Here is a 20,843-nt window from a genome sequence, read left to right as displayed (position 1 = left end):
GTAAACTTTTTTATCTTTGCTAAAATTACTATAAAATAATGGCATCAGAAGAGAAATCACTCAATTTTATTGAACAAATCATAGAAGAAGATCTAAAATCAGGTCTGTCAAATAACAAACTTCATTTTCGTTTTCCACCGGAACCAAACGGTTATTTACACATTGGACATGCAAGTTCTATTGCGTTAAATTTTGGTTTAGGAATTGATTATCAGTCTCCTGTGAATTTACGTTTTGATGATACTAATCCTGAAAAAGAAGAACAGGAATTTGTAGACGCCATTAAAAAAGATGTAGAATGGTTGGGGTATACCTGGTCAGAAGAGCGATATGCTTCCGATTATTTTCAACAGTTATATGACTGGGCTGTTTTATTAATTAAAAAAGATAAAGCCTATGTGGATAGTCAGTCTTCTGAAGATATGGCAATTCAAAAAGGAACGCCGTCTACGGAAGGTGTGGACAGTCCGTACAGAAACCGTTCTGTTGAAGAAAATTTAGATTTATTCGAAAGAATGAAAAATGGTGAATTTGAGGCTGGTACTCATATTCTTCGTGCAAAAATAGACATGAAATCTACCAATATGCTGATGCGTGATCCAATTATGTACAGGATTTTACATAAGCATCACCATAGAACCGGCGATACCTGGAAAATCTATCCAATGTACGACTGGGCACATGGGCAAAGTGATTATTTGGAGCAAATTTCGCACTCCTTTTGTACACTTGAATTCCTGCCGCATCGTGAATTATACGATTGGTTTTTAGATCAGATTTTAGAAGAAGATAAATTGCGTCCAAAGCAAAGAGAATTTGCCAGACGTAACCTTTCACATACTGTTGTTAGTAAAAGAAAATTACAGCAACTGGTTAAGGAAAAGCATGTTAACGGTTGGGATGATCCAAGAATGTCAACGATTTCAGGATTGAGAAGACGCGGTTATACTGCTGCTTCCTTACGTAATTTTGCGAATACAATTGGAATTGCAAAGCGCGATAATTTAATAAATGTATCGGTTTTAGAATTCTGTATTCGCGAAGATCTGAACAAAATCGCACCTCGTGTCATGGCGGTTTTAGATCCTGTAAAATTGATTATTACCAATTATCCGGAAGGAAAAGAAGAGTGGCTGGAAGCCGAAAACAACCAGGAAGATGAGAATGCTGGTTTTAGAAAAGTGCCTTTTTCGCGTGAATTATATATCGAAAGAGAAGACTTCTTAGAAGAAGCTCCTGCGAAATATTTCCGTCTGACTTTAGGAAAAGAAGTACGTCTTAAAAATGCTTATATCATTAAAGGTGAAAGTGTTATAAAAGATGCTGAAGGAAATATTACAGAAATTCATGTCACTTATGATACCGATTCTTTAAGTGGAAGCGGGACAGAAGCAAGTCAGAGAAAAGTATCCGGTACATTGCATTGGGTTTCTATTTCACATGCTCTTCAAGCCGAAGTTCGTATGTACGACCGTTTGTTTACAGATGAAGCACCGGACAGTTATAAAGAGAAAAATTTCCTTGATTTTGTGAATCCAAATTCATTGGAAGTGATTACCGGGTTTGTAGAACCAAGTCTGGCAACCGCTCAAAATGAAGATAAATTCCAGTTTCAGCGTTTGGGTTATTTTACGGTTGATAAAGACTCAACTTCTTCAAAATTAGTATTTAACAAAACTGTCGGACTAAAAGATGCTTGGGAAGAAAAAGGTAAAAAAGAAGAAAACAGTATCAATAATTCTTTAAAAGAAATCAACAAATATTTTAAAGTGGAGACGAAGCCGGAGCGTATTGCAATTGAAAGTGCAATAGGGGAGAGCATCGCAACTATTTCCAGTTTTTCATTATTGCAAAATTCATTAAAGAAGAATATTAACAATAATAAAGGTTCTTTGTTATTCGCTCAGTTTATTTTGAAATACTCCATTTTGAAATCAGCCGACTTTGAAGAAGATGATATCAAAAAATTGTATACCATGTCGCTTAGAAGTGAATCAACTTACGTTCGTTCAAAAGCGCTTTTAAATTTAAGGGATCTTGAAAATAATACTTTAAAAAATCAGTTTGATGATGAAATTTTGAAATTATATTCTAATCCTCCGAAAAATGCTTCTGAAAGAGAAATTGAAATTCTTGCGGAGATGGTTAAAAAATAATATCACTATAATCTATTAAAAAGCGCTTCTGGTAAGCGCTTTTTTTATTATATATATTTTCTATTAAAAATATAAATATTATAGATTTTTTAGATTAAAAGTAACCTTCATAAATGAATTTTAAGCTCATTTTTCACTTCTTACACCTCATTAATCATCTTTTGAAAAATCATTAAACAGAAAGCTTTATTTTAATTTCAGACTTCATTTTACCTTGTTTTTTCGGTTGTTAACATAAGATTGTTTATAACCTTAAGCATAGATCCATTTGATAGTAAATTCCAAATATTTGATTTTATTGCTGGATTTTTTTGAAAAAAGTTTTTTATAAGAATCATTTTAAACTATTGTTTTTTAATTTTAAAATGTATTTACTTATTATTTATTAAATCTATTATTTTTTAAAATTACATAGTTTAATTTGATTAAAATCGACCTTCATAAATTGATTTTAAGGCCTTTTTTTCTTTCTTCCACCACATTAATCATCTTTTGAATAATTGTTGATTTTTAAGCTTTATTTAAGTTTTAGACGTTATTTTTCTTAGTTTAACGGGTTATTAACATACAATTGTTTATAAAGTCGCTATTTTTATCCAACGTCAAATCTTAAGTGTCAAATTCTAAAAATACACTTAGAATCGAATCTGGATTTTTCTAAAATTTTAAAAATGAATATTTTTTAGGTTTTAGAGGGAATTCTATATCTGAATTCAAAAATTGGTTTTATGGTCAATTGTAATTGTGATTGTATTTTGATAATACTAGTAGCGTAAAAGTATTTTTTGAAACATATTCATAATTTAAAAATTTCATGAAATTAATTTTACGGGTTATTTTAAATTTTGTCTTTCGCTTTGACATAAACAATTTTAATCCTTAAATTTTAATATTATGAAAATCTTATTTTTTACGCTATCTGTTTTATTTGCCAATATTGCCATTTCTCAAACACACCAAATTACAAAGCACAATGGTGAACAACTTGATGTTAATTTCATAAAACTGGAAAATGATTTAGTTTATTATACTTTCGACGGAAGTTCCGAAGAACATAAAATTAGCAAATACGCTGTTTCAAAAATTACCAACAAACAATCCAATCAAACACAAAAAATATCTGATAAAGTTATAGTAGATTCAAAATCCGATTATAAATTCGTTACCGTTTTGGCTCAGGACAAGACAATAGGTTTAAAACAAGCGGCTAATTTTTCAGGAGTCTCGACGAAGACAAAAGGGGAGCCGCCAATGGCAAACCAGAATCACACGGCTATGAGAATCAAAACACAATCAGCTTCCAAAGGATATCCGTTTGTAAGTATTGTTCAAAAAGCGGATGGAAAATATGAAGCTGTTGCTTATGTGTATTAAATTTAGTACTAAAAGCTATTAAATTACAATTAATCAATAATTTATAATTCAAAAAAAGACTACCTTTAGTAATCATTTAAATTTTAATATTATGTCAAAAAACGTAAATACAGTTGCAGCAATTTTAGCTGGAGCTGCAGTAGGAGCGGCGATCGGAATTTTGTTTGCTCCGGATAAAGGATCAAAAACCCGTGCGAAACTAAAAGAAGGTTTGGATGATGCAACGCATAATCTGCAGGATTCGATTTCAGCCGGTTCTGAAGTGCTGCGTGAAAAATTTGCAAGTGCAAAGGAAAATCTTGACGGGACTTACGGTGAGTTACTCTCAAATATGAGTTATAAAACAGAAGAAGTAATCAGCTTTTTAGAATCTAAACTCGCTGACCTAAAAGCACAAAACGCTAAACTTCAAAAATAATAATCCGGTAGCACAAAGCTCACTGTGATTTTAGGATTGTTTCGGTTATTTTAATTTTAGGATAACCAGAATGCAATTTTTGAATCGGGAGTTTTGTGCTTCTTTTTAAATTTAAATTATAGTTATGGCTTTTGAAGAATTAAAAGAAAACACTGAAAATATTCAGGATCAGGCTAAAGTTTATCTTGACAGTCACTTAGCGTATTATAAGCTCTGGGGTTTTAAAGTGGCCATGAAATCTACCACCTTAATTTTTAAGTTTACCTTGATTTTACTTTGTTTTAGTATGGTCATGATTTTTGGATCTTTTGCGGCGGCGTATGCTTTTGGATCTTTATTCGAAAGTACCGCGCTTGGTTTTTTAACAGTAGGAGGGATCTATTTAGCCTTTACCATTTTACTTTTCTTCCTGAAAGACAAATTTGTTGAAGGTCCGATATTGGAAAAATTTTCAGAAATCTTTTTTAATGACTAATTATGGAAACTAAAAAATACGCATCATACGCAGAAATCGAAAGAGATTTGGAAATTCTGAAACTCGAAAAAGAGATTAACTATCAGAAATTAGTTTTAAATTTTCAAAGAACAAAAGAATCGATTACACCACAATATATCGTAAATGGATTTTTTTCTTCTTATAAAGAGTATTTCTCAAGTTCCTATCCACAGATTTTGCAATCCATTTTGCCTTCTGTAATCAGTTGGTTTATCAATAAAAAAAGAGGCCGTTAAGCCTCTTTTTCGTTTTTGATATTTATTTAATTTCCGGAGTGATGTCATCTTCGTAACCGGATTGTGGTTCAATTGGTTTAGGTTTTGGCTTTTCAATTTTTTTATTGTTTTTCTTCATCATTTCACCAACCTGATTGGAGGCCGTAAAGGAGGCAACCATATTGTTCAGCATATCACTTCCGGCTTGTGGGGAATTGGGAAGCAGTATTAAATTGGAATTAGCATCAGCTCCAATCGCCTGTAATGTATCATAATGCTGTGTAACCACAATCAGGGCAGAAGCTTCTTGGGAATTAATTCCAACATTGTTTAAAACTTCAACACTTTCTACCAAACCTCTTGCAATTTCACGACGCTGATCTGCAATACCCTGACCTTGTAAACGTTTGCTTTCAGCTTCAGCTTTTGCTTTTGCAACAATTCTGATTCTTGAACTTTCCGCTTCAAATTCTGCTGCTGTTTTTTCTCTGTCGGCAGCATTGATTCTGTTCATGGCATTTTTTACCTGAATGTCCGGGTCGATATCAGTAACCAAAGTATTGATAATATCATAGCCGTAAGTAGTCATTGCTTCATTCAATTCTCTTTTTACCGCAATAGCAATATCGTCTTTTCTTTCAAAAACATCGTCCAGTTTTAGTTTAGGAACTTCAGCACGAACGACATCAAAAACATAAGCCGTAATCTGATCGTGTGGATATTCAAGTTTATAAAAAGCATCGTATACTTTTTCCTGAATTACTTTAAACTGAACCGAAACTTTCATTTTGATAAAAACGTTGTCTTTGGTTTTGGTTTCAATGATAACATCTAACTGTTGAATTTTTAAATTTACGCGTCCGGCAATTCTGTCTACGATTGGAATTTTAAGTTGCAAACCCGAATTTCTTACGCTTAAAAATTTACCAAATCTTTCGATTACAACAGAGGATTGTTGTTTTACGGTAAAAAAGGAAGACATGAAAATGAAGAATCCAAAGACTAAAAGGATAATTAATGCTGTGTTCATGGTGATATTAATTTTAGATTTATTAATTTTTAAAAATACGAATAATATAATGACATTGGTTACTTATTAATTTCTTTAGAAGATTTTAATTGTTAAAAATTATTCTACATTTGGTTCAAATTTTAAACCAAAAACAAAATTTATGAAAAGAATACTAATTAGTATTGCCTTATTTTCTTCTGTTTATTTATCTGCTCAAACTGTTATAGTTGAGGAAAAATTTGAAGACAAAAATGAACCTATTACTTTTGAATACCTTCCAAATTCAAAGAAATTTGTTGTGTATAAAGGTTTTGGAATTACTATGACACTTTCTTACATCACTACAAATGCCTTAAGTTTTGATGTAGACGGAAAGAAAACAACTTTATTTGAAAACGAAAAATTAGTTAGCCCAACATTTTCAATAACTGAGAACACTTATAAAGCATACGATGCTACAAAATTTATGCAGGCTAATTATAAATTTTTTCAGGATAAAAATGTTTTCCCTGTTAATCATGATGCACTTGAAGATTTAAATTCTAATTTCTTTGGGCGTTTTGATTATTACCATGTTTTGAATAATGTTACTAATAGATGGCCAAATGATTTTTTTAACGCTTCATTTAATGATGTTTATGATTTTGGATTTACTAATCAGAAACAAAAAGAAAAGATTGACTTCGAAAAAGATGATATATATCTTGAAACAATAGAAATTAAAACTAAATTGAGGAAGAGAATTAAGATTGATAAACCTGATTTAGCTTTACTAAAAGGTGATATGTATGCAAAAGCCGATCTTAAAACTTCTTTTAGTGCTAAACTGAATGGAAACGAAAATTTTGATATTATTACAAAATCCGTTTCAGCTGATTTTCAAACTTCAATATTGTATAAAACGACTTATGATTTTGAAGGAAAAAAAGTAAAGGAATTACCGCTTATTTTAAAGCTTAGTGATAAATTTTTTGTTACTTCAGACAATTATGGAGGACCGAAAGATTTTAATACTACTCCAGCAAACCCAGGATATCCTTTTTCTATAGTTAGAGTTACTCTAGGTACAATGTCTGTAAATCATTATTTCATAGATAGAACAACTGAGGATATTTATGTCTATGGAATTTATAGTGAAAAAGCACCAAAAGAAATTAATGGGGGAGTTTATCCTAGAGGATTTTATGTATTTAAGTTTGATAAAAACGGAACAAAACTATGGGAATCTGTTAATAAGATTGACGGAAAAGAATTTTTTGAAAGAATAAATATGACCTCTAGACTTCAGGTGAATTTATTGGAGTATAATAAAAATTTGAGTTTTTCAGTTTCAGTTAATGATTTTACTGAGTTTTCATATTCTACAATTGTCGATAAATCGACCGGATCTATTTCAAAAATCAATTTTATTGAGTACAATAACAATACAAGTAATTTAAAAAGTAAAGCTTTTGTAAACAATAGTTATGTAAGCGATGAATTTAAAAATAAGGTTTTTTCTCAAATGACTTTTGTCGCTATGATTTTAAATCCAAACGTTATGAGTTATTTGAAAAGTGTATCAAAAGAAGGAAAGAAACTATATTATGAAAGTGTAATTTCTGATCAGGGAATTTGGTTAGTTCAAACGGATAATAAAGAAAATTATAAAATCCTTTTATTTAAGGAATAAAAAAAAGCTCCCAATTTGGGAGCTTTTTTGTTTTTATAAAGTTGCAATCGCTTTCTGAATTCTCGAAATAGTTTCTTCTTTTCCAATGATCTCTACAATGTCAAATAGGTGAGGGCCTTTCAAAGTTCCAACTAAACTCAAACGGAAAGGCTGCATTACTTTACCCATACCAATTTCGTTTTTCGTTAACCAGTCTTTTACGATTGCTTCAATATTTGCGGAATCAAATCCGTCAATATATTCAAGAGTTGAAATTAATTCCTGCATTAAAGCTGGAGTCTCTTCCTTCCAGTTTTTACTTGCTTTTTCATCATACGAAGTTGGAGCCTGGAAAAAGAAATCCGTCAAATCCCAAAATTCAGAAACGAAATGAGCTCTTTCTTTAATCAAAGAAACGATTCTTGTAATATCAAATTTAGAAATATCGACACCTTTTTCTATCAAAATAGGAGTGAAGTCTTTCGCTAAATCGGCATCATTTTGTTTGATCAGGTATTGGTGATTGAACCATTTATTTTTTTCAGGATCAAATTTAGCTCCTGATTTATGAACTCTGTTTAAGTCAAAAGATTCAACAAGTTCTTCTAATGAAAATAATTCTTTATCCGTTCCGTCATTCCAGCCTAACAAAGCAAGGAAGTTTACAACAGCTTCCGGGAAAAATCCTTTCTCTCTGTAACCGGATGAAATACCGTCTTCGGTTTTCCATTCTAAAGGAAACACAGGGAATCCTAATTTATCACCATCTCTTTTGGATAATTTTCCATTTCCAACTGGTTTTAATATCAATGGCAAATGAGCAAATTCCGGTGCATCCCAGCCAAAAGCCCTGTACAATAAAACATGAAGAGGCATCGATGGCAGCCATTCTTCACCACGAATTACATGTGACGTTTCCATCAAATGATCATCTACAATATTGGCCAGGTGATAGGTTGGCATTCCATCACTTTTGAATAATACTTTATCGTCAAGAAGATTTGTTTCGAACTTTACATCACCGCGAATAATATCTTTTAAATGTAGCGTTTCGTCAACCGGAGTTTTAAAACGGATTACATAATGTTCTCCATTTGCAATTCTTTTAGCAACTTCGTCAGCAGAAATTACCAGCGAAGTATCTAACTTTTCACGATTGTGATGATTGTAAATAAAGGTTTTTCCTTCTGCTTCGTGTTGTTTTCTGTGTGCATCTAAAGCTTCCGGAGTATCAAAAGCATAATACGCCCAACCCGAACTGATCAGCTGATCGGCATATTTCTGATATATTTCTTTACGGTCACTCTGTCTGTACGGACCAAATTTTTCGTTTTTCCCAACCGTTTCTTCCGGAGCAATTCCTAACCATTCTAATGCTTCCATAATATAGGCTTCAGCTCCCGGAACAAAACGGGTCTGATCCGTATCTTCAATTCTAAGATAGAAAACACCATTATTTTTTTTGGCAAATAAATAATTAAATAGGGCAGTACGAACACCACCAATATGTAATGGCCCTGTTGGACTAGGTGCAAAACGCACACGAACTTGCTTTGACATTTGTTTAAATTTTGATGCAAAGATACGATTCTAATTAGAAAATTAGAAAATCAGTTTAAGGAGATAATGTGTTGCTTATGGCTGAATTGACTAATTTTCTCATTGAGAATTATCGAATTAAAATTACTACTTTTATAGGTTATAAATCAAACAGATTCATTTTGAAAACAACGTCTGCCATATATCTGAAGCTTGAAGCTTTTATTAAAAAATATTATACCAATGAACTCATAAAAGGGATGCTGCTTTTTACCGGTTTTGGATTGATGTATTTTTTGTTTACGCTTTTTATTGAGTATTTCCTTTGGTTGAAACCAATGGGAAGAACACTTTTATTCTGGCTTTTTATAGGAGTAGAAGTTTTCCTTTTGTTTCGTTTTATTCTGTTTCCAATTTTTAAGTTGTTCAAACTTCAAAAGGGAATTGATTATAATCAGGCTTCAACGATTATTGGAAATCATTTTACGGAAGTAAGTGATAAGCTGACCAACTTTTTGCAATTGTCAGCTTCTGAAAATTCAACTGAAAATTCAGAGTTGATGTTGGCCTCTATAGAACAAAAAGCAAATTCGCTGCAACCAATTCCGTTTGGAAATGCGATCAATTTTAATTCAAACAGAAAGTATTTGCCATTGGCATTGATTCCAATTTTGCTTTTTGCAGTGTTTTATATTTCAGGAAACAGTACTATAATTTCTCAGAGTTTAAACAGGGTAGTACATTTTAATGCTACATTTTTGCCTCCGGCACCTTTCAAATTTGTAGTGCTGAATCAGAATTTGCAAACAGAACAGAATAAAGATTTTATTGTAAAAATGGAATCAGTCGGTAAAATTGTTCCGGAGAATGTTATGATCCATATTGGTGACGAAAGCTATTTTATGGAAAGTTCCCAGCCAGGAAAGTTTGAATTTAAGATTGAAAAACCAACAGAGAATGTCTCTTTTACTTTTGAAGGAAATTCAGTTTCATCTGAAGAATATGAATTGAAAGTAATCACCGTTCCGTCAATTGCGAACTTCGAAATGGTGTTGAATTTCCCATCGTACTTAAAAAAGAAATCCGAAACCATTCAGGGAACCGGAAATGCTATCGTTCCTGAGGGAACTTTAGTAACCTGGAAAATGAATACGCAGGCAACTCAGGAGATTGTTTGGAAGGATCAAAACTCAATTTTTAAGTTCAATAAGGCCGAAAATGAGTTTAAATTAAGTAAAAACATCGGTCAAAATACAGAATATCAAATTCTTACTTCGAATAATAAGGTCAAAAACTATGAAAAACTAGACTATCAGCTGTCCGTTATCAAAGATCAGCATCCAACCATTACGGTTGCGCCTGCGCCGGATAGTTTAAAGCTGGATAAAAATTATGTTTTGGGAAGATTAGGAGATGACTACGGATTATCAAAATTACAGATTGTTTATTATGAACGTAACAAACCGCAAACGGCAAAGCGTGGAACCATTCCGGTGAAGCAGACAGTATTTGATCAGTTTGTTTTTTCTTTTCCAAGTAATCTTGCTGTGGAAGAAGGAGTGTCTTATGAATATTATTTTGAGGTTTTCGATAACGATGCACCGCACCATTTTAAGAGCACAAAGTCTTCTGTTTTTTCAGACCGGGTTTCTACAACAGATGAAGTTCATGATCTGGAATTGCAACAACAAAATCAGAATATAAATAGTTTAGAAAAGTCCTTGGAGAACCAGACGAAACAATTGTCTGAGATGGATAAGATTCAGAATTCAGGAAAGGAAAAAGATAATCTGGAATTTAAAGATCAGCAAAAGATCAATGATTTTATCAAACGTCAGAAACAACAGGACGAATTGATGAAACAGTTTGCAGAGAAAATGAATAAGAATCTGGATAAATTCAAAGAAGATAAAAAGGATAAAACGGCTGAAGATTTGCAAAAACGTTTGGAGAATGCCGATAAAGATCTGGAGAAAAACCAGAAATTATTAGACGAACTAAAAAACCTGAATGATAAATTAAACAGTGAAGACCTGTTTGATAAGATGGAAAAGTTCAAACAGATTAGTAAAAACCAATCCAAAAATTTAGAACAATTGGTAGAGCTTACCAAACGTTTTTACGTTTCCAAGAAAGCAGAACAGGTTGCCGATAAATTAGAGAAACTTGCAGAGAAGCAGGAACAGCTTTCTAATAAAGAAAAGGAAAACACTTCTGAAAAACAGGATGAGATTAATAAAGCTTTCGATAAAATTCAGGAAGATTTAAAAGAATTGAAAGAAGAAAATAAAACATTAAAAGCTCCTTTAGATATTCCTTCAGATGCTTCGAAAGAAAAAGAAGTAGAAGATGATTTGAAAAAAGCTTCTGATGAACTGAACAAAAAGAACACTTCTTCAGCCAAACCAAAGCAAAAAAGTGCAGCCAAAAAAATGAAAAGCATGGCGCAACAAATGGATGCAGGAATGGAAGGTGGAGAACAGGAGCAGTTGGAAGAAGACGTTGCGATGCTTCGTCAGGTTCTGGATAATCTTTTAGCTTATTCCTTATCACAGGAAGATGTAATGAAACAATTTAAGACTATGAGATTAGGATCTTCTGCCTACACAAAGAATATAAAAGTGCAGCAAAATTTAAAACAACAATTCAAACATATCGATGATAGTCTGTTTGCGTTGTCTTTGCGTAACCCAAAAGTAGGAGAAGATGTGACGAAGGAAATTGGAAATGTACAATATAATGTAGACAAAGCAATCGAATCGTTAACCGATGTTCAGGTTCCAAAAGGAGTTTCACACCAGCAATATGCAGTTTCATCTGCTAATAAATTAGCGGACTTTTTAAGTGATTTGCTAAACAACATGCAAATGTCTATGTCGAAGCCGGGCGCAGGAAAACCGAAACCAGGTGACGGACAGGGAATGCAACTTCCGGATATTATTCAAAAGCAGAAAGGCTTAGCAGATAAGATGAAAGAAGGAATGAAGCAAGGAGATAAACCCGGAGACAAAAGCGGAGACAAACCAGGACAGGGCCAGGGTGAAAAACCGGGACAGGGGAAAAGCGGTAATGGAAAAGATGGTCAGGGAAGTAAAGGCGGTGATAAAAGTTCTTCGGGAAAGGATGGTAAAAATGGGAAAGGGGAAAAGAATGGAAAAGAAGGAGATGATGGTGAAGGAGATGCTGAAGCCATAATGGAGATTTATAAGGAGCAGGTAAAACTTCGTGAAGCATTACAAAAAGAATTAGCTAAACAAGGATTAGATTCTCAGGGAAAATCTGTAATCGATCAGATGAAACAATCAGAAAAACAACTTTTGAATAAAGGATTTAAAAACGAGAACCTGCAAAGAATCCTAAATATTCAGCAGGAATTACTAAAATTAAACAATGCAGTTCAGCAACAAGGACAGGATACGAAACGTCAGTCTGAAACGAATAAGGCTGAATTTACAAATCGTTCAAATGCTTTGCCAAGCTCATTATTGGATTATTTAAACAGTGTAGAGATTTTAAATAGACAATCACTACCTTTGCGCTCAAATTTTAACCAAAAGGTTCAAGAATATTTTAATACAAAATGATCAATTTTAATTACGAAACAGATTTTAATTTAGACAACGAAGAAGCCTTTTCTAAATGGTTGAGTGCTGTTATTGTTTCTGAAAATAAAAACGAAGGAGAGATAAATTATATATTTTGTGATGATGAATATCTTCATAAAATCAATATGGAATATTTAAACCACGATACGCTAACGGATATTATTAGTTTTGATTATACGGTGGGTAACGAACTAAACGGAGATATTTTTGTTTCTGTGGAAAGAGTAGATGATAATGCTAAAGATTTTAAAGTTTCTTTTGAAGAAGAATTAAAGCGTGTATTAGCCCACGGTATTTTACATTACTGTGGATATAAAGATAAAACCGATGCAGAGGCAGATTTAATGCGTTCAAAAGAAGATGAAAAAATTACCATGTTCCACGTGGAACCATAACTTAAATCACTAATTGTTTTTTGAAATTATGTTCCACGTGAAACACTATAAGTTTAATTCCTTTTAAACGTTCCACGTGAAACATTCGAAATTTGCAATTCGACCTTTCATATGTTTCACGTGGAACATAATATGAAAGGTTGTGTTCTCGAGATTTGATAAAACAAGTGATGTTTTTTAATCTGTTCCACGTGGAACAGATTGTAGTTTAGTTTGGAATTTGGAACGTAAAAATTGAAGTTTCAGAATTTGTGTTTCGCTTTAGCGCCGTTCCACGTGGAACAAAAAGTTTATAAAGTTAATTCTGAGAACCGACTTAACCGGTTTCCAGAGAATAATAAAACAAATGTTTTTAGAAGAATACGATGTTATTGTGGTGGGTGCTGGCCATGCTGGTTCTGAGGCCGCGGCAGCGGCCGCAAATTTAGGATCAAAAACTTTATTGGTTACAATGAGTTTGCAGAACATTGCACAGATGTCTTGTAATCCTGCGATGGGCGGAATTGCAAAAGGACAGATCGTTCGTGAAATTGATGCGCTTGGCGGATACTCCGGAATTGTTTCGGACAAAACGGCTATCCAGTTCAAGATGCTGAACAAATCAAAAGGACCTGCTATGTGGTCACCAAGAGTTCAGAGCGATCGAATGCGTTTTGCTGAAGAATGGAGAATGATGCTGGAGGGAACTCCAAATCTTGATTTTTATCAGGAGATGGTTAAAGGTTTGATTATTGAGAATGGAAAAATAAAAGGAATCAAAACTTCACTTGGAATTGAAATTCGTTCGAAATCGGTGGTCCTGACAAATGGAACATTTTTGAATGGTTTGATTCATATTGGAGATAAACAATTCGGTGGAGGAAGAGCAGGTGAAAGTGCAGCGTATGGAATCACGGAAGATTTGGTTGCTGCAGGTTTTGAATCCGGAAGAATGAAAACAGGGACGCCTCCTCGAGTTGATGGTCGTTCTCTGGATTATTCGAAAATGAACGAAGAAAAGGGAGATGCAAAACCAGATAAGTTTTCGTACTCAGATGTGACATCACCTTTAGTTCAACAAAGATCTTGTCACATGACCTATACTTCATTGGATGTTCATGATATTTTGAGATCAGGTTTTGATCGTTCGCCAATGTTTAACGGCCGTATCAAAAGTATTGGTCCGAGATATTGTCCCTCGATAGAAGATAAGATAAATCGTTTTGCAGATAAAGAGCGTCACCAGTTATTTGTCGAACCTGAAGGGTGGAATACCTGCGAGGTGTATGTAAACGGATTCTCAACTTCGCTACCGGAAGATATTCAGTTTAAAGCGTTGCGTTCTGTCGCCGGTTTTGAAAAGGTCAAATTTTTCCGTCCTGGTTATGCGATCGAATATGATTACTTTCCGCCAACACAATTAAAGCACACTTTGGAAACAAAGTTGGTGGAGGGATTATATTTTGCCGGACAAATAAACGGAACGACCGGATACGAAGAAGCAGCCTCACAAGGATTAATGGCTGGAATTAATGCGCATTTAAAAGTGCATGAAAAAGCGCCGTTGATTTTAAAACGTGACGAAGCTTATATCGGAGTGCTGATTGATGACCTGATTACAAAAGGCACGGAAGAACCATATCGAATGTTTACCTCTCGTGCAGAATACCGAACATTGTTGCGTCAGGATAATGCCGATTTCAGATTAACGCCAATGTCGTATGAAATTGGTTTGGCTTCTGAAAAACGTCTGCGCAGAATGGAACATAAATTAAATGAGTCTGAAAAGATGGTTGCCTTTTTCAAAGAAACAAGCGTTTCAATTGGAGAGGCAAACCCGATTTTAGAATCTAAAGGAACAGCCCTGATTACGCAAGGCGATAAAATGTTTAAAGTTTTCTCCCGTCCTCAGATTGATTTGGAGGACATCATGAAATTTGGGAAGGTAGCTGAATATGTAGCAGAAAATAATCTGGATCAGGAAATTTTAGAACAAGCCGAAATTCAGGTAAAATATTCCGGTTATATTGAAAAGGAGAGAAACAATGCAGACAAGCTGACAAGACTCGAGGAAGTAAAAATTCCGGAGAACTTTGATTATAATAAAATCAAATCAATGTCTATTGAAGCAAAACAGAAACTAAGCAAAATCCGTCCTGTAACAATTTCTCAGGCTTCAAGAATCAGCGGTGTTTCACCAAGTGATATTTCGGTATTGTTAATTTACATGGGTAGGTAGTTTTTTAGTTTGCAGTCGCAGTCTCAGTTTATAGTTTATAGTTTAAGGGAGACGACTTAGTACTTAGACTGATTACTGAGACTAAAAATTGTTCCACGTGAAACTATTGATAACAATTCTGATATAAATAATCATCTACTTATGAAGATAATTGAGAAAGAAGTTTTATCATTGCAGGATAAAGAAATGTTATTACAACTTTGGAATAATGAATATCCGAAGCAATTGAATTATCAGACTATGGATGAATTTGATTTGTATTTGGACGCATTATCTGAAAAGAATCATTATTTGTTAATCGATGCTAAAGATAAAATAAAAGGTTGGGTATTTACGTTTTTAAGAAACGATGAAGACTGGTTTGCTATAATTTTAAATCAGGATGTTCAGGGAACCGGAAAAGGCTCGGCTCTAATTAATGAATTGAAAAAAAATAAAGACAGTTTGAATGGTTGGGTTATTGATCACGAAAATGATATGAAGCAAAACAAAGAGCAGTATAAATCTCCGCTGTTGTTTTATGTCAAAAACGGATTTGTAATTTGTACTGAAACAAGAATTGAAAACGAGAAAATGTCTGCTGTCAAAATAAATTGGAAACAATAAAAAAATATAAATAAGAAGACCCTAAAGGTGGAAATTTCACTTTTAGGGTTTGCTGTGAAATTAAACCAAAATACCTATAATTAAAAAATGAACGTTTTAAATAAAAAACATTTTCTTACTGTAAAAGATCACTCGGTATCTAAAGAAGTTTTCGAATTGTTTCATGATGAAGATCTGGACATGCTCATTACATCTCCGCAACCGGATTTAGAAAATTTGGGAAGATATTACGAAAGCGAAGATTATATTTCGCACACAGACAACAAACGTTCCGTTTTTGAAAAAGCGTATCATTTTGTAAAAAATATTGCGTTGAAAAATAAACTGGATTTAATTAATTCGGAGCAATCTCAAAAAGGTAAAATTTTAGACATTGGAGCCGGAACCGGAGATTTTTTATTAACAGCAAAAAATGACGGTTGGGAAACAGTTGGAGTAGAGCCGAGCGAAAGAGCAAAAGAAATTGCGATTAAAAAAGGAATTTCATTTGTGGAAGAAATAAGTATCCTTGAAAATAATTCTTTCGACGTCATTACCATGTGGCACGTTTTGGAACACGTCCCAAATTTGGAATTACAAATCCAGGAATTGAAGCGTTTATTAAAACCAACTGGAACATTAATTGTTGCGGTTCCAAATTTCAAATCGTACGACGCAAAATATTATAAAGAATTTTGGGCAGCCTATGATGTGCCCATTCACTTTTGGCATTTTTCGAAAAAAGCAATTCAGTCTCTTTTTGCAAAAGTGGATATGAAGCTGGAAAAAGTGCTTCCAATGAAATTTGATTCTTTTTATGTGAGCTTGTTATCGGAAAAATACAAAACGGGAAAAATGAATTATATCCGTGCATTTTTTGTTGGCTTAAAGTCAAATATGAGAGCGAAGCGAACATTAGAATATTCTTCGCACATTTATGTGCTAAAAAACAGCTAAAACTTATTTTTAGCCTGTTTAAGCGAAGTTTTACACCGAAAAGGACTCTGAATATGTCTTTTTTTAGAAAACCGCTTAAAATTAAGCTAATAAATCCATTATTAATAACAGTAAATTATAAATATTTTAAGTCCGATAACAAAAACTGATACAAGAAAAAAAGAGCATTTTTTAAACTTTATGTTGATGCTATTTATTTTTTTATATTTTTGTCTTCAACATTAAAAAAATAGAAATTAAAAAAAATGAAAAAAGCATTAGTAATTATCGCGGTTTCAATTTTCGTTGTTTCATGTGGTAAAACAGCAGAAGTTAAAGAAGTAAAAACGGCTTACGTTGATACTTCGGTTTTAATGAAAGAGTACACTGAGGCAAAAGATCTGGAAGCAAAATACAAAGGTCAGGCAGAAGAAAAAGGAAGACAACTACAAGCTGAAATTACTCGTTTTAAACAAGACGCTGCTAATTTTCAAAGTCAGGCACAAGCAAACGGTCAGGCATGGGCGCAACAAAGAGGTGCTGAATTGCAAAAAAGAGAGCAGCAATTGGGTTACGCGCAACAAGCTTTATCTCAACAATTGCAACAGGAAAGCGGAGTTGAAATGGACTCTCTTGTAAGCGGAGTTAAAAAATTCATCAAAGAATACGGTAAGAAAAACGGTTACTCTTATATCTACGGAACTGGTGATGCTGCTACAATATTATATGCTGAAGAGAAATATGATATTACAAAAGATATCATTAAAGCTTTGAACGATAAGTACAAAGCGGCTCCAAAGACAGAAGAAAAAGCTCCAGTTAAAGAAGGTGAACAAGTTAAAAAATAAACTACCAGACTAACTAAATTTAAAAACCTAAATCTATCTCAGATTTAGGTTTTTTCTTTTATAAAAATACGATACTTTTAGTTTTTCAATACAAGCCCAAATGCAAAACGTTACAGAAGCTGCTGCTTATACTTTACAATTCATCAATCAGACGCAAAAGTCTATATTTCTTACCGGTAAAGCAGGTACAGGAAAGACAACGCTTTTGCGTGAAATTATTGCTACTACGCATAAAAATACTGTGGTTGTGGCCCCTACGGGAATTGCCGCGCTAAACGCCGGAGGAGTAACCATTCACTCCATGTTTCAGCTGCCTTTTTCTGCCTTTATTCCCTCTTATGAAGCGAATTCGCAGTTTACAGAAACCGTAAAATTCGAAAATAAGGAAACACTTCGCAGGCACTTTAAAATGAATAATGTCAAGCGAAATGTAATCAAAAACATGGAATTGCTGATTATTGATGAAGTTAGTATGCTTCGGGCGGATTTGCTTGATGCTATTGACTTTATGATGCAGACCGTTCGTAGAAATTCTCAGGCTTTTGGTGGTGTTCAGGTCCTTTTTATTGGTGATTTATTGCAATTGCCGCCTGTAATCCGGGATGAAGAGTGGAGAACCCTTCGAAATTATTATAAAGGAAAATTCTTTTTTCATTCGCATGTCATACAGCAAAATCCACCCTTGTACATTGAATTATCTAAGATTTATCGTCAGACAGATGATGATTTTATTTCAGTTTTGAATAATCTTAGGAATAATCAGATTTCACCACAGGATATCCAGTTTCTCAATCAATATGTAAAGCCGGATTTCGATTTAAAAAATTATGAGGGTTATATCACTTTAACCACGCACAATGCAAAAGCTGATTCTATTAACGAACAGTCCATTAATGATTTGGCCGGAAGAGAATATTCATACCAGCCCTTTATCGTAAGTGATTTTCCGGAAAAAATTTTCCCAGTGGAAGAAAATCTGAAACTGAAGGTCGGTGCTCAGGTGATGTTCGTTAAAAACGATTTATCTTTCGAAAAACGCTATTTTAATGGAAAAATGGGCATTATTAAGTCCCTTTCGCCTGAAGAAATTTTTGTCCACTTCCCGGAAGAAAATAAAACCATCGAAGTAGAGAAATATGAGTGGAAAAACATTCGCTACAAGGTAAATGAGCTGACAAAAGAGATTGAAGAGGAAGTTCTGGGTACTTTTGCCCATTATCCGCTTAAACTGGCATGGGCTATTACCGTTCATAAAAGCCAGGGATTAACTTTTGACAAAGCTGCGCTTGACGTATCGCAGGTTTTTCTTCCCGGACAAGCATATGTTGCCTTATCGCGTTTAAGGTCCTTAAACGGGCTTATTTTGCTTTCTCCGATGCAGATGAATGGTATTTCTAATGACCAGGATGTGATGGATTACGCTTTGAATAAAGCTACGGATGATATTTTAGAAAAATCCCTTCATTTCGAAACCAAAAATTTTATTCATAACTATTTGATTAACAGTTTTAACTGGACAGACTTAACGCAGGAGTGGCGAAATCACCGTTTCAGCTATAATGAAAATGCGGCTGCTTCAGAAAAAGCTAAACATGCTATTTGGGCCCACAAACGCCTGGAAATTATAGAACAGCTTGCGGATCCGGCACAAAAATTCATCAATCAGCTCAATAAAATATTTAATACAGAAACAGTCGATTTGTATTTTGTTCAGGAAAGGGTAGAGGCAGCCTATGCGTATTTCTTTAAACCAATGGACAAACTGGTGACAGATCTTTTACAGAAAATGGCTGAAATTCAAAAGTTTAAAAAAGTAAAAGAATTTTACGAAGAACTCGCTTTTCTGGATGATCTGCAGACGAAAGCGGTTTTACGTTTAATGAAAGCCAAATTATTAATCGAAATTGTCGTTGCCGGAGAAACGATTTGTAAAGAGAAATTAACATCCTCTGAAATTAAAAATTTCAAATCGAATAAGCTCGAAAAGATCCGTGAGGAATTCCAAATGAGCAATACCGATATTTTTAAACTGGACGAGCCGGTTACGCGTTACACCACAAAAAAGCTCGATAACAACGAACCAAAGGCGGTAAAAAAGACTACCGTTGAAGAAACTTACGATTTATGGATGGAGAAAAATTCTGTTCAGGATATTGCGAGAATTAGAAAGCTGACGGCCCAAACTATTGAAATGCATTTGGTTAAATTGATTCAGGCTAAAAAAATCGAAATTTCAGATGTGCTGCCGTATGATAAAATACTGGCTTTACGGGAAGCTTTTCAGTTTTATCAGGAAGAATCGCTGAACGGTCTGAAAGAAAAACACGGGGATGAATTTACCTGGGATGAACTTAAGATGTTCAAGGCAAGTATAAATTAAGTACTTTTATATGGCGTTAACTATCAGATTTATAATGATTCAAATTATTTAGCTATGAAAAGAAGATGTATTTATATAGTTTTTTTTATTTTTTGCAGTCACACGATTTTTAGTCAGGATTTAAAACCCGAATATCAAAAGTTTGTCAAAAGTTTTATTGCGAATGTGAAAAGCAATAATAAGACTGGTGTTGCTGCTTTTATTTCTTTTCCGCTTGGAAGAGATTATCCCATTCCGGCTGTTAAGAACAAAGCTGATTTTATAAAAAGATACGATCAGATTTTTGATACGGCATTAAAAAATAAAATTATAAAATCGAATCCCGCAAAAGACTGGAGTGAAATGGGCTGGCGTGGTATTATGCTTTTACAGGGCGATATCTGGATGGATACCGACGGAAAAGTAATCACTGTAAATTATCAGTCGCAATATGAAAAAAACCAAAAGACGAAACTGATTGCCAGTGAGAAAGGAAAATTAAATCCTGCCATTGCAATTTTTAAAGCACCGGTTTGTATTTTAGAAACCAGCAAATTCAGAATTAGGATTGACGATTTGGGAAATAATAATTTCAGGTATGCATCATGGTCAATCAAAAAAGCAATGAGTGATGCGCCGGATTTGGTGATTACAAAAGGAAAAGATATTTCTGATGGCAGTGGTGGAAACCACCATTATGAATTCAAAAAAGGAAATTTCACTTATGAATGTGCTATCATCGTGATCGGTACATCAGATTCACCTCCGGCCAGTTTGACCATTTATCAGGATGGAAAAGAAATCCTGACACAGAATGCAAAATTGATTTTGAAATAAGAAATGTGATTTAACCTGTTTTTTATTCGTTTAGAGCTCTTTTTCGAAAAGAAATAACTTCGTCTATGTTTCGACTTAAAATAACTGCTTAAAACGTTTTTTTAAGATGTTTAAAATCAGTTTATTTTTAAAGAGAATTAAAATACAATTTTAACAGCGTTTTTACTATAAATTTGTTTCCACGAGAATTACCAGGAAG

16 protein-coding genes are annotated in these 20,843 nt (G+C 33.7%); 14 read left to right on the top strand and 2 right to left on the bottom strand.

Features of this window, described 5'->3' with window-relative positions; genetic code table 11:
* Window positions 1–38: 38 nt before the first annotated feature.
* The 5 genes from GJU43_RS08315 to GJU43_RS08295 all read left to right on the top strand — a co-directional run bounded on the left by GJU43_RS08315 (window position 39) and on the right by GJU43_RS08295 (window position 4,680).
* Window positions 39–2,156, top strand: coding sequence for a glutamine--tRNA ligase/YqeY domain fusion protein (locus tag GJU43_RS08315; RefSeq protein WP_154340311.1), 2,118 nt, complete (start codon window positions 39–41; stop codon window positions 2,154–2,156).
* 894 nt (window positions 2,157–3,050) lie between these two features.
* Window positions 3,051–3,530, top strand: a complete 480-nt coding sequence (locus GJU43_RS08310) for a hypothetical protein (RefSeq protein WP_154340310.1) — start codon at window positions 3,051–3,053, stop codon at window positions 3,528–3,530.
* Window positions 3,531–3,621: 91 nt separating this feature from the next.
* A complete protein-coding gene (locus tag GJU43_RS08305; RefSeq protein ID WP_154340309.1) occupies window positions 3,622–3,948 on the top strand; it encodes a YtxH domain-containing protein in 327 nt (108 codons plus the stop codon).
* A gap of 124 nt (window positions 3,949–4,072) precedes the next feature.
* Window positions 4,073–4,423: a competence protein gene (locus tag GJU43_RS08300; RefSeq protein WP_154340308.1), complete on the top strand. Its 351-nt coding sequence runs from the start codon at window positions 4,073–4,075 to the stop codon at window positions 4,421–4,423.
* A 2-nt stretch (window positions 4,424–4,425) separates the two neighbouring features.
* Window positions 4,426–4,680 carry a DUF6327 family protein gene (locus GJU43_RS08295; protein ID WP_154340307.1) on the top strand — a complete coding sequence of 85 codons (255 nt, stop codon included), beginning with the start codon at window positions 4,426–4,428 and terminating at the stop codon, window positions 4,678–4,680.
* A gap of 22 nt (window positions 4,681–4,702) precedes the next feature.
* Here the strand turns inward: GJU43_RS08295 and GJU43_RS08290 are convergent, their stop codons facing one another.
* On the bottom strand, window positions 4,703–5,689 hold the full coding sequence (locus GJU43_RS08290; protein ID WP_154340306.1) for an SPFH domain-containing protein: 987 nt from the start codon (window positions 5,687–5,689) through the stop codon (window positions 4,703–4,705).
* Window positions 5,690–5,831: 142 nt separating this feature from the next.
* Between GJU43_RS08290 and GJU43_RS08285 the strand changes: the two genes are divergently transcribed.
* On the top strand, window positions 5,832–7,343 hold the full coding sequence (locus GJU43_RS08285) for a hypothetical protein (RefSeq protein WP_154340305.1): 1,512 nt from the start codon (window positions 5,832–5,834) through the stop codon (window positions 7,341–7,343).
* 33 nt (window positions 7,344–7,376) lie between these two features.
* On the opposite strand, the gene gltX is transcribed toward GJU43_RS08285, so the two are convergent.
* On the bottom strand, window positions 7,377–8,882 hold the full coding sequence (gene gltX / locus GJU43_RS08280; protein ID WP_154340304.1) for a glutamate--tRNA ligase: 1,506 nt from the start codon (window positions 8,880–8,882) through the stop codon (window positions 7,377–7,379).
* A gap of 161 nt (window positions 8,883–9,043) precedes the next feature.
* On the opposite strand from gltX, the gene GJU43_RS08275 reads away from it, so the two are divergent.
* The 8 genes from GJU43_RS08275 to GJU43_RS08240 all read left to right on the top strand — a co-directional run bounded on the left by GJU43_RS08275 (window position 9,044) and on the right by GJU43_RS08240 (window position 20,644).
* Window positions 9,044–12,445: a DUF4175 family protein gene (locus tag GJU43_RS08275; protein ID WP_154340303.1), complete on the top strand. Its 3,402-nt coding sequence runs from the start codon at window positions 9,044–9,046 to the stop codon at window positions 12,443–12,445.
* A complete protein-coding gene (gene ybeY / locus GJU43_RS08270) occupies window positions 12,442–12,861 on the top strand; it encodes an rRNA maturation RNase YbeY (RefSeq protein WP_154340302.1) in 420 nt (139 codons plus the stop codon). Before GJU43_RS08275 ends, ybeY begins: the two co-directional genes overlap by 4 nt.
* 346 nt (window positions 12,862–13,207) lie before the next feature.
* Entirely contained in the window at window positions 13,208–15,079 is a 1,872-nt protein-coding gene (gene mnmG, locus GJU43_RS08265; RefSeq protein WP_154340301.1) for a tRNA uridine-5-carboxymethylaminomethyl(34) synthesis enzyme MnmG, read from the top strand.
* 141 nt (window positions 15,080–15,220) lie between these two features.
* Entirely contained in the window at window positions 15,221–15,685 is a 465-nt protein-coding gene (locus GJU43_RS08260; protein ID WP_154340300.1) for a GNAT family N-acetyltransferase, read from the top strand.
* An 87-nt stretch (window positions 15,686–15,772) separates the two neighbouring features.
* Window positions 15,773–16,621, top strand: coding sequence for a bifunctional 2-polyprenyl-6-hydroxyphenol methylase/3-demethylubiquinol 3-O-methyltransferase UbiG (locus GJU43_RS08255; RefSeq protein ID WP_154340299.1), 849 nt, complete (start codon window positions 15,773–15,775; stop codon window positions 16,619–16,621).
* Between the two features lie 245 nt (window positions 16,622–16,866).
* Window positions 16,867–17,448, top strand: a complete 582-nt coding sequence (locus tag GJU43_RS08250; RefSeq protein ID WP_154340298.1) for an OmpH family outer membrane protein — start codon at window positions 16,867–16,869, stop codon at window positions 17,446–17,448.
* A gap of 100 nt (window positions 17,449–17,548) precedes the next feature.
* Complete coding sequence (locus GJU43_RS08245) at window positions 17,549–19,828, top strand: helix-turn-helix domain-containing protein (protein WP_154340297.1); 2,280 nt, start codon at window positions 17,549–17,551, stop codon at window positions 19,826–19,828.
* Between the two features lie 54 nt (window positions 19,829–19,882).
* Window positions 19,883–20,644: a hypothetical protein gene (locus GJU43_RS08240; RefSeq protein ID WP_154340296.1), complete on the top strand. Its 762-nt coding sequence runs from the start codon at window positions 19,883–19,885 to the stop codon at window positions 20,642–20,644.
* Window positions 20,645–20,843: the final 199 nt, after the last annotated feature.

Origin of the sequence: Flavobacterium sp. LC2016-23 (assembly GCF_009674775.1) — a bacterium.
In the GTDB taxonomy this organism is placed as follows: domain Bacteria; phylum Bacteroidota; class Bacteroidia; order Flavobacteriales; family Flavobacteriaceae; genus Flavobacterium.
This window is presented reverse-complemented; position numbering and strand designations above follow the sequence as displayed.

What these genes read in the sequence shown, in the direction of transcription:
- GJU43_RS08300 (WP_154340308.1), top strand. Translation starts at nt 4,073, where the DNA reads ATGGCTTTTGAAGAATTAAAAGAAAACACTGAAAATATTCAGGATCAG.
- mnmG (WP_154340301.1), top strand. Translation starts at nt 13,208, where the DNA reads ATGTTTTTAGAAGAATACGATGTTATTGTGGTGGGTGCTGGCCATGCT.
- GJU43_RS08305 (WP_154340309.1), top strand. Translation starts at nt 3,622, where the DNA reads ATGTCAAAAAACGTAAATACAGTTGCAGCAATTTTAGCTGGAGCTGCA.
- gltX (WP_154340304.1), bottom strand. Translation starts at nt 8,882, where the DNA reads ATGTCAAAGCAAGTTCGTGTGCGTTTTGCACCTAGTCCAACAGGGCCA.
- GJU43_RS08315 (WP_154340311.1), top strand. Translation starts at nt 39, where the DNA reads ATGGCATCAGAAGAGAAATCACTCAATTTTATTGAACAAATCATAGAA.
- ybeY (WP_154340302.1), top strand. Translation starts at nt 12,442, where the DNA reads ATGATCAATTTTAATTACGAAACAGATTTTAATTTAGACAACGAAGAA.
- GJU43_RS08245 (WP_154340297.1), top strand. Translation starts at nt 17,549, where the DNA reads ATGCAAAACGTTACAGAAGCTGCTGCTTATACTTTACAATTCATCAAT.
- GJU43_RS08255 (WP_154340299.1), top strand. Translation starts at nt 15,773, where the DNA reads ATGAACGTTTTAAATAAAAAACATTTTCTTACTGTAAAAGATCACTCG.
- GJU43_RS08240 (WP_154340296.1), top strand. Translation starts at nt 19,883, where the DNA reads ATGAAAAGAAGATGTATTTATATAGTTTTTTTTATTTTTTGCAGTCAC.
- GJU43_RS08310 (WP_154340310.1), top strand. Translation starts at nt 3,051, where the DNA reads ATGAAAATCTTATTTTTTACGCTATCTGTTTTATTTGCCAATATTGCC.
- GJU43_RS08295 (WP_154340307.1), top strand. Translation starts at nt 4,426, where the DNA reads ATGGAAACTAAAAAATACGCATCATACGCAGAAATCGAAAGAGATTTG.
- GJU43_RS08260 (WP_154340300.1), top strand. Translation starts at nt 15,221, where the DNA reads ATGAAGATAATTGAGAAAGAAGTTTTATCATTGCAGGATAAAGAAATG.
- GJU43_RS08250 (WP_154340298.1), top strand. Translation starts at nt 16,867, where the DNA reads ATGAAAAAAGCATTAGTAATTATCGCGGTTTCAATTTTCGTTGTTTCA.
- GJU43_RS08285 (WP_154340305.1), top strand. Translation starts at nt 5,832, where the DNA reads ATGAAAAGAATACTAATTAGTATTGCCTTATTTTCTTCTGTTTATTTA.
- GJU43_RS08290 (WP_154340306.1), bottom strand. Translation starts at nt 5,689, where the DNA reads ATGAACACAGCATTAATTATCCTTTTAGTCTTTGGATTCTTCATTTTC.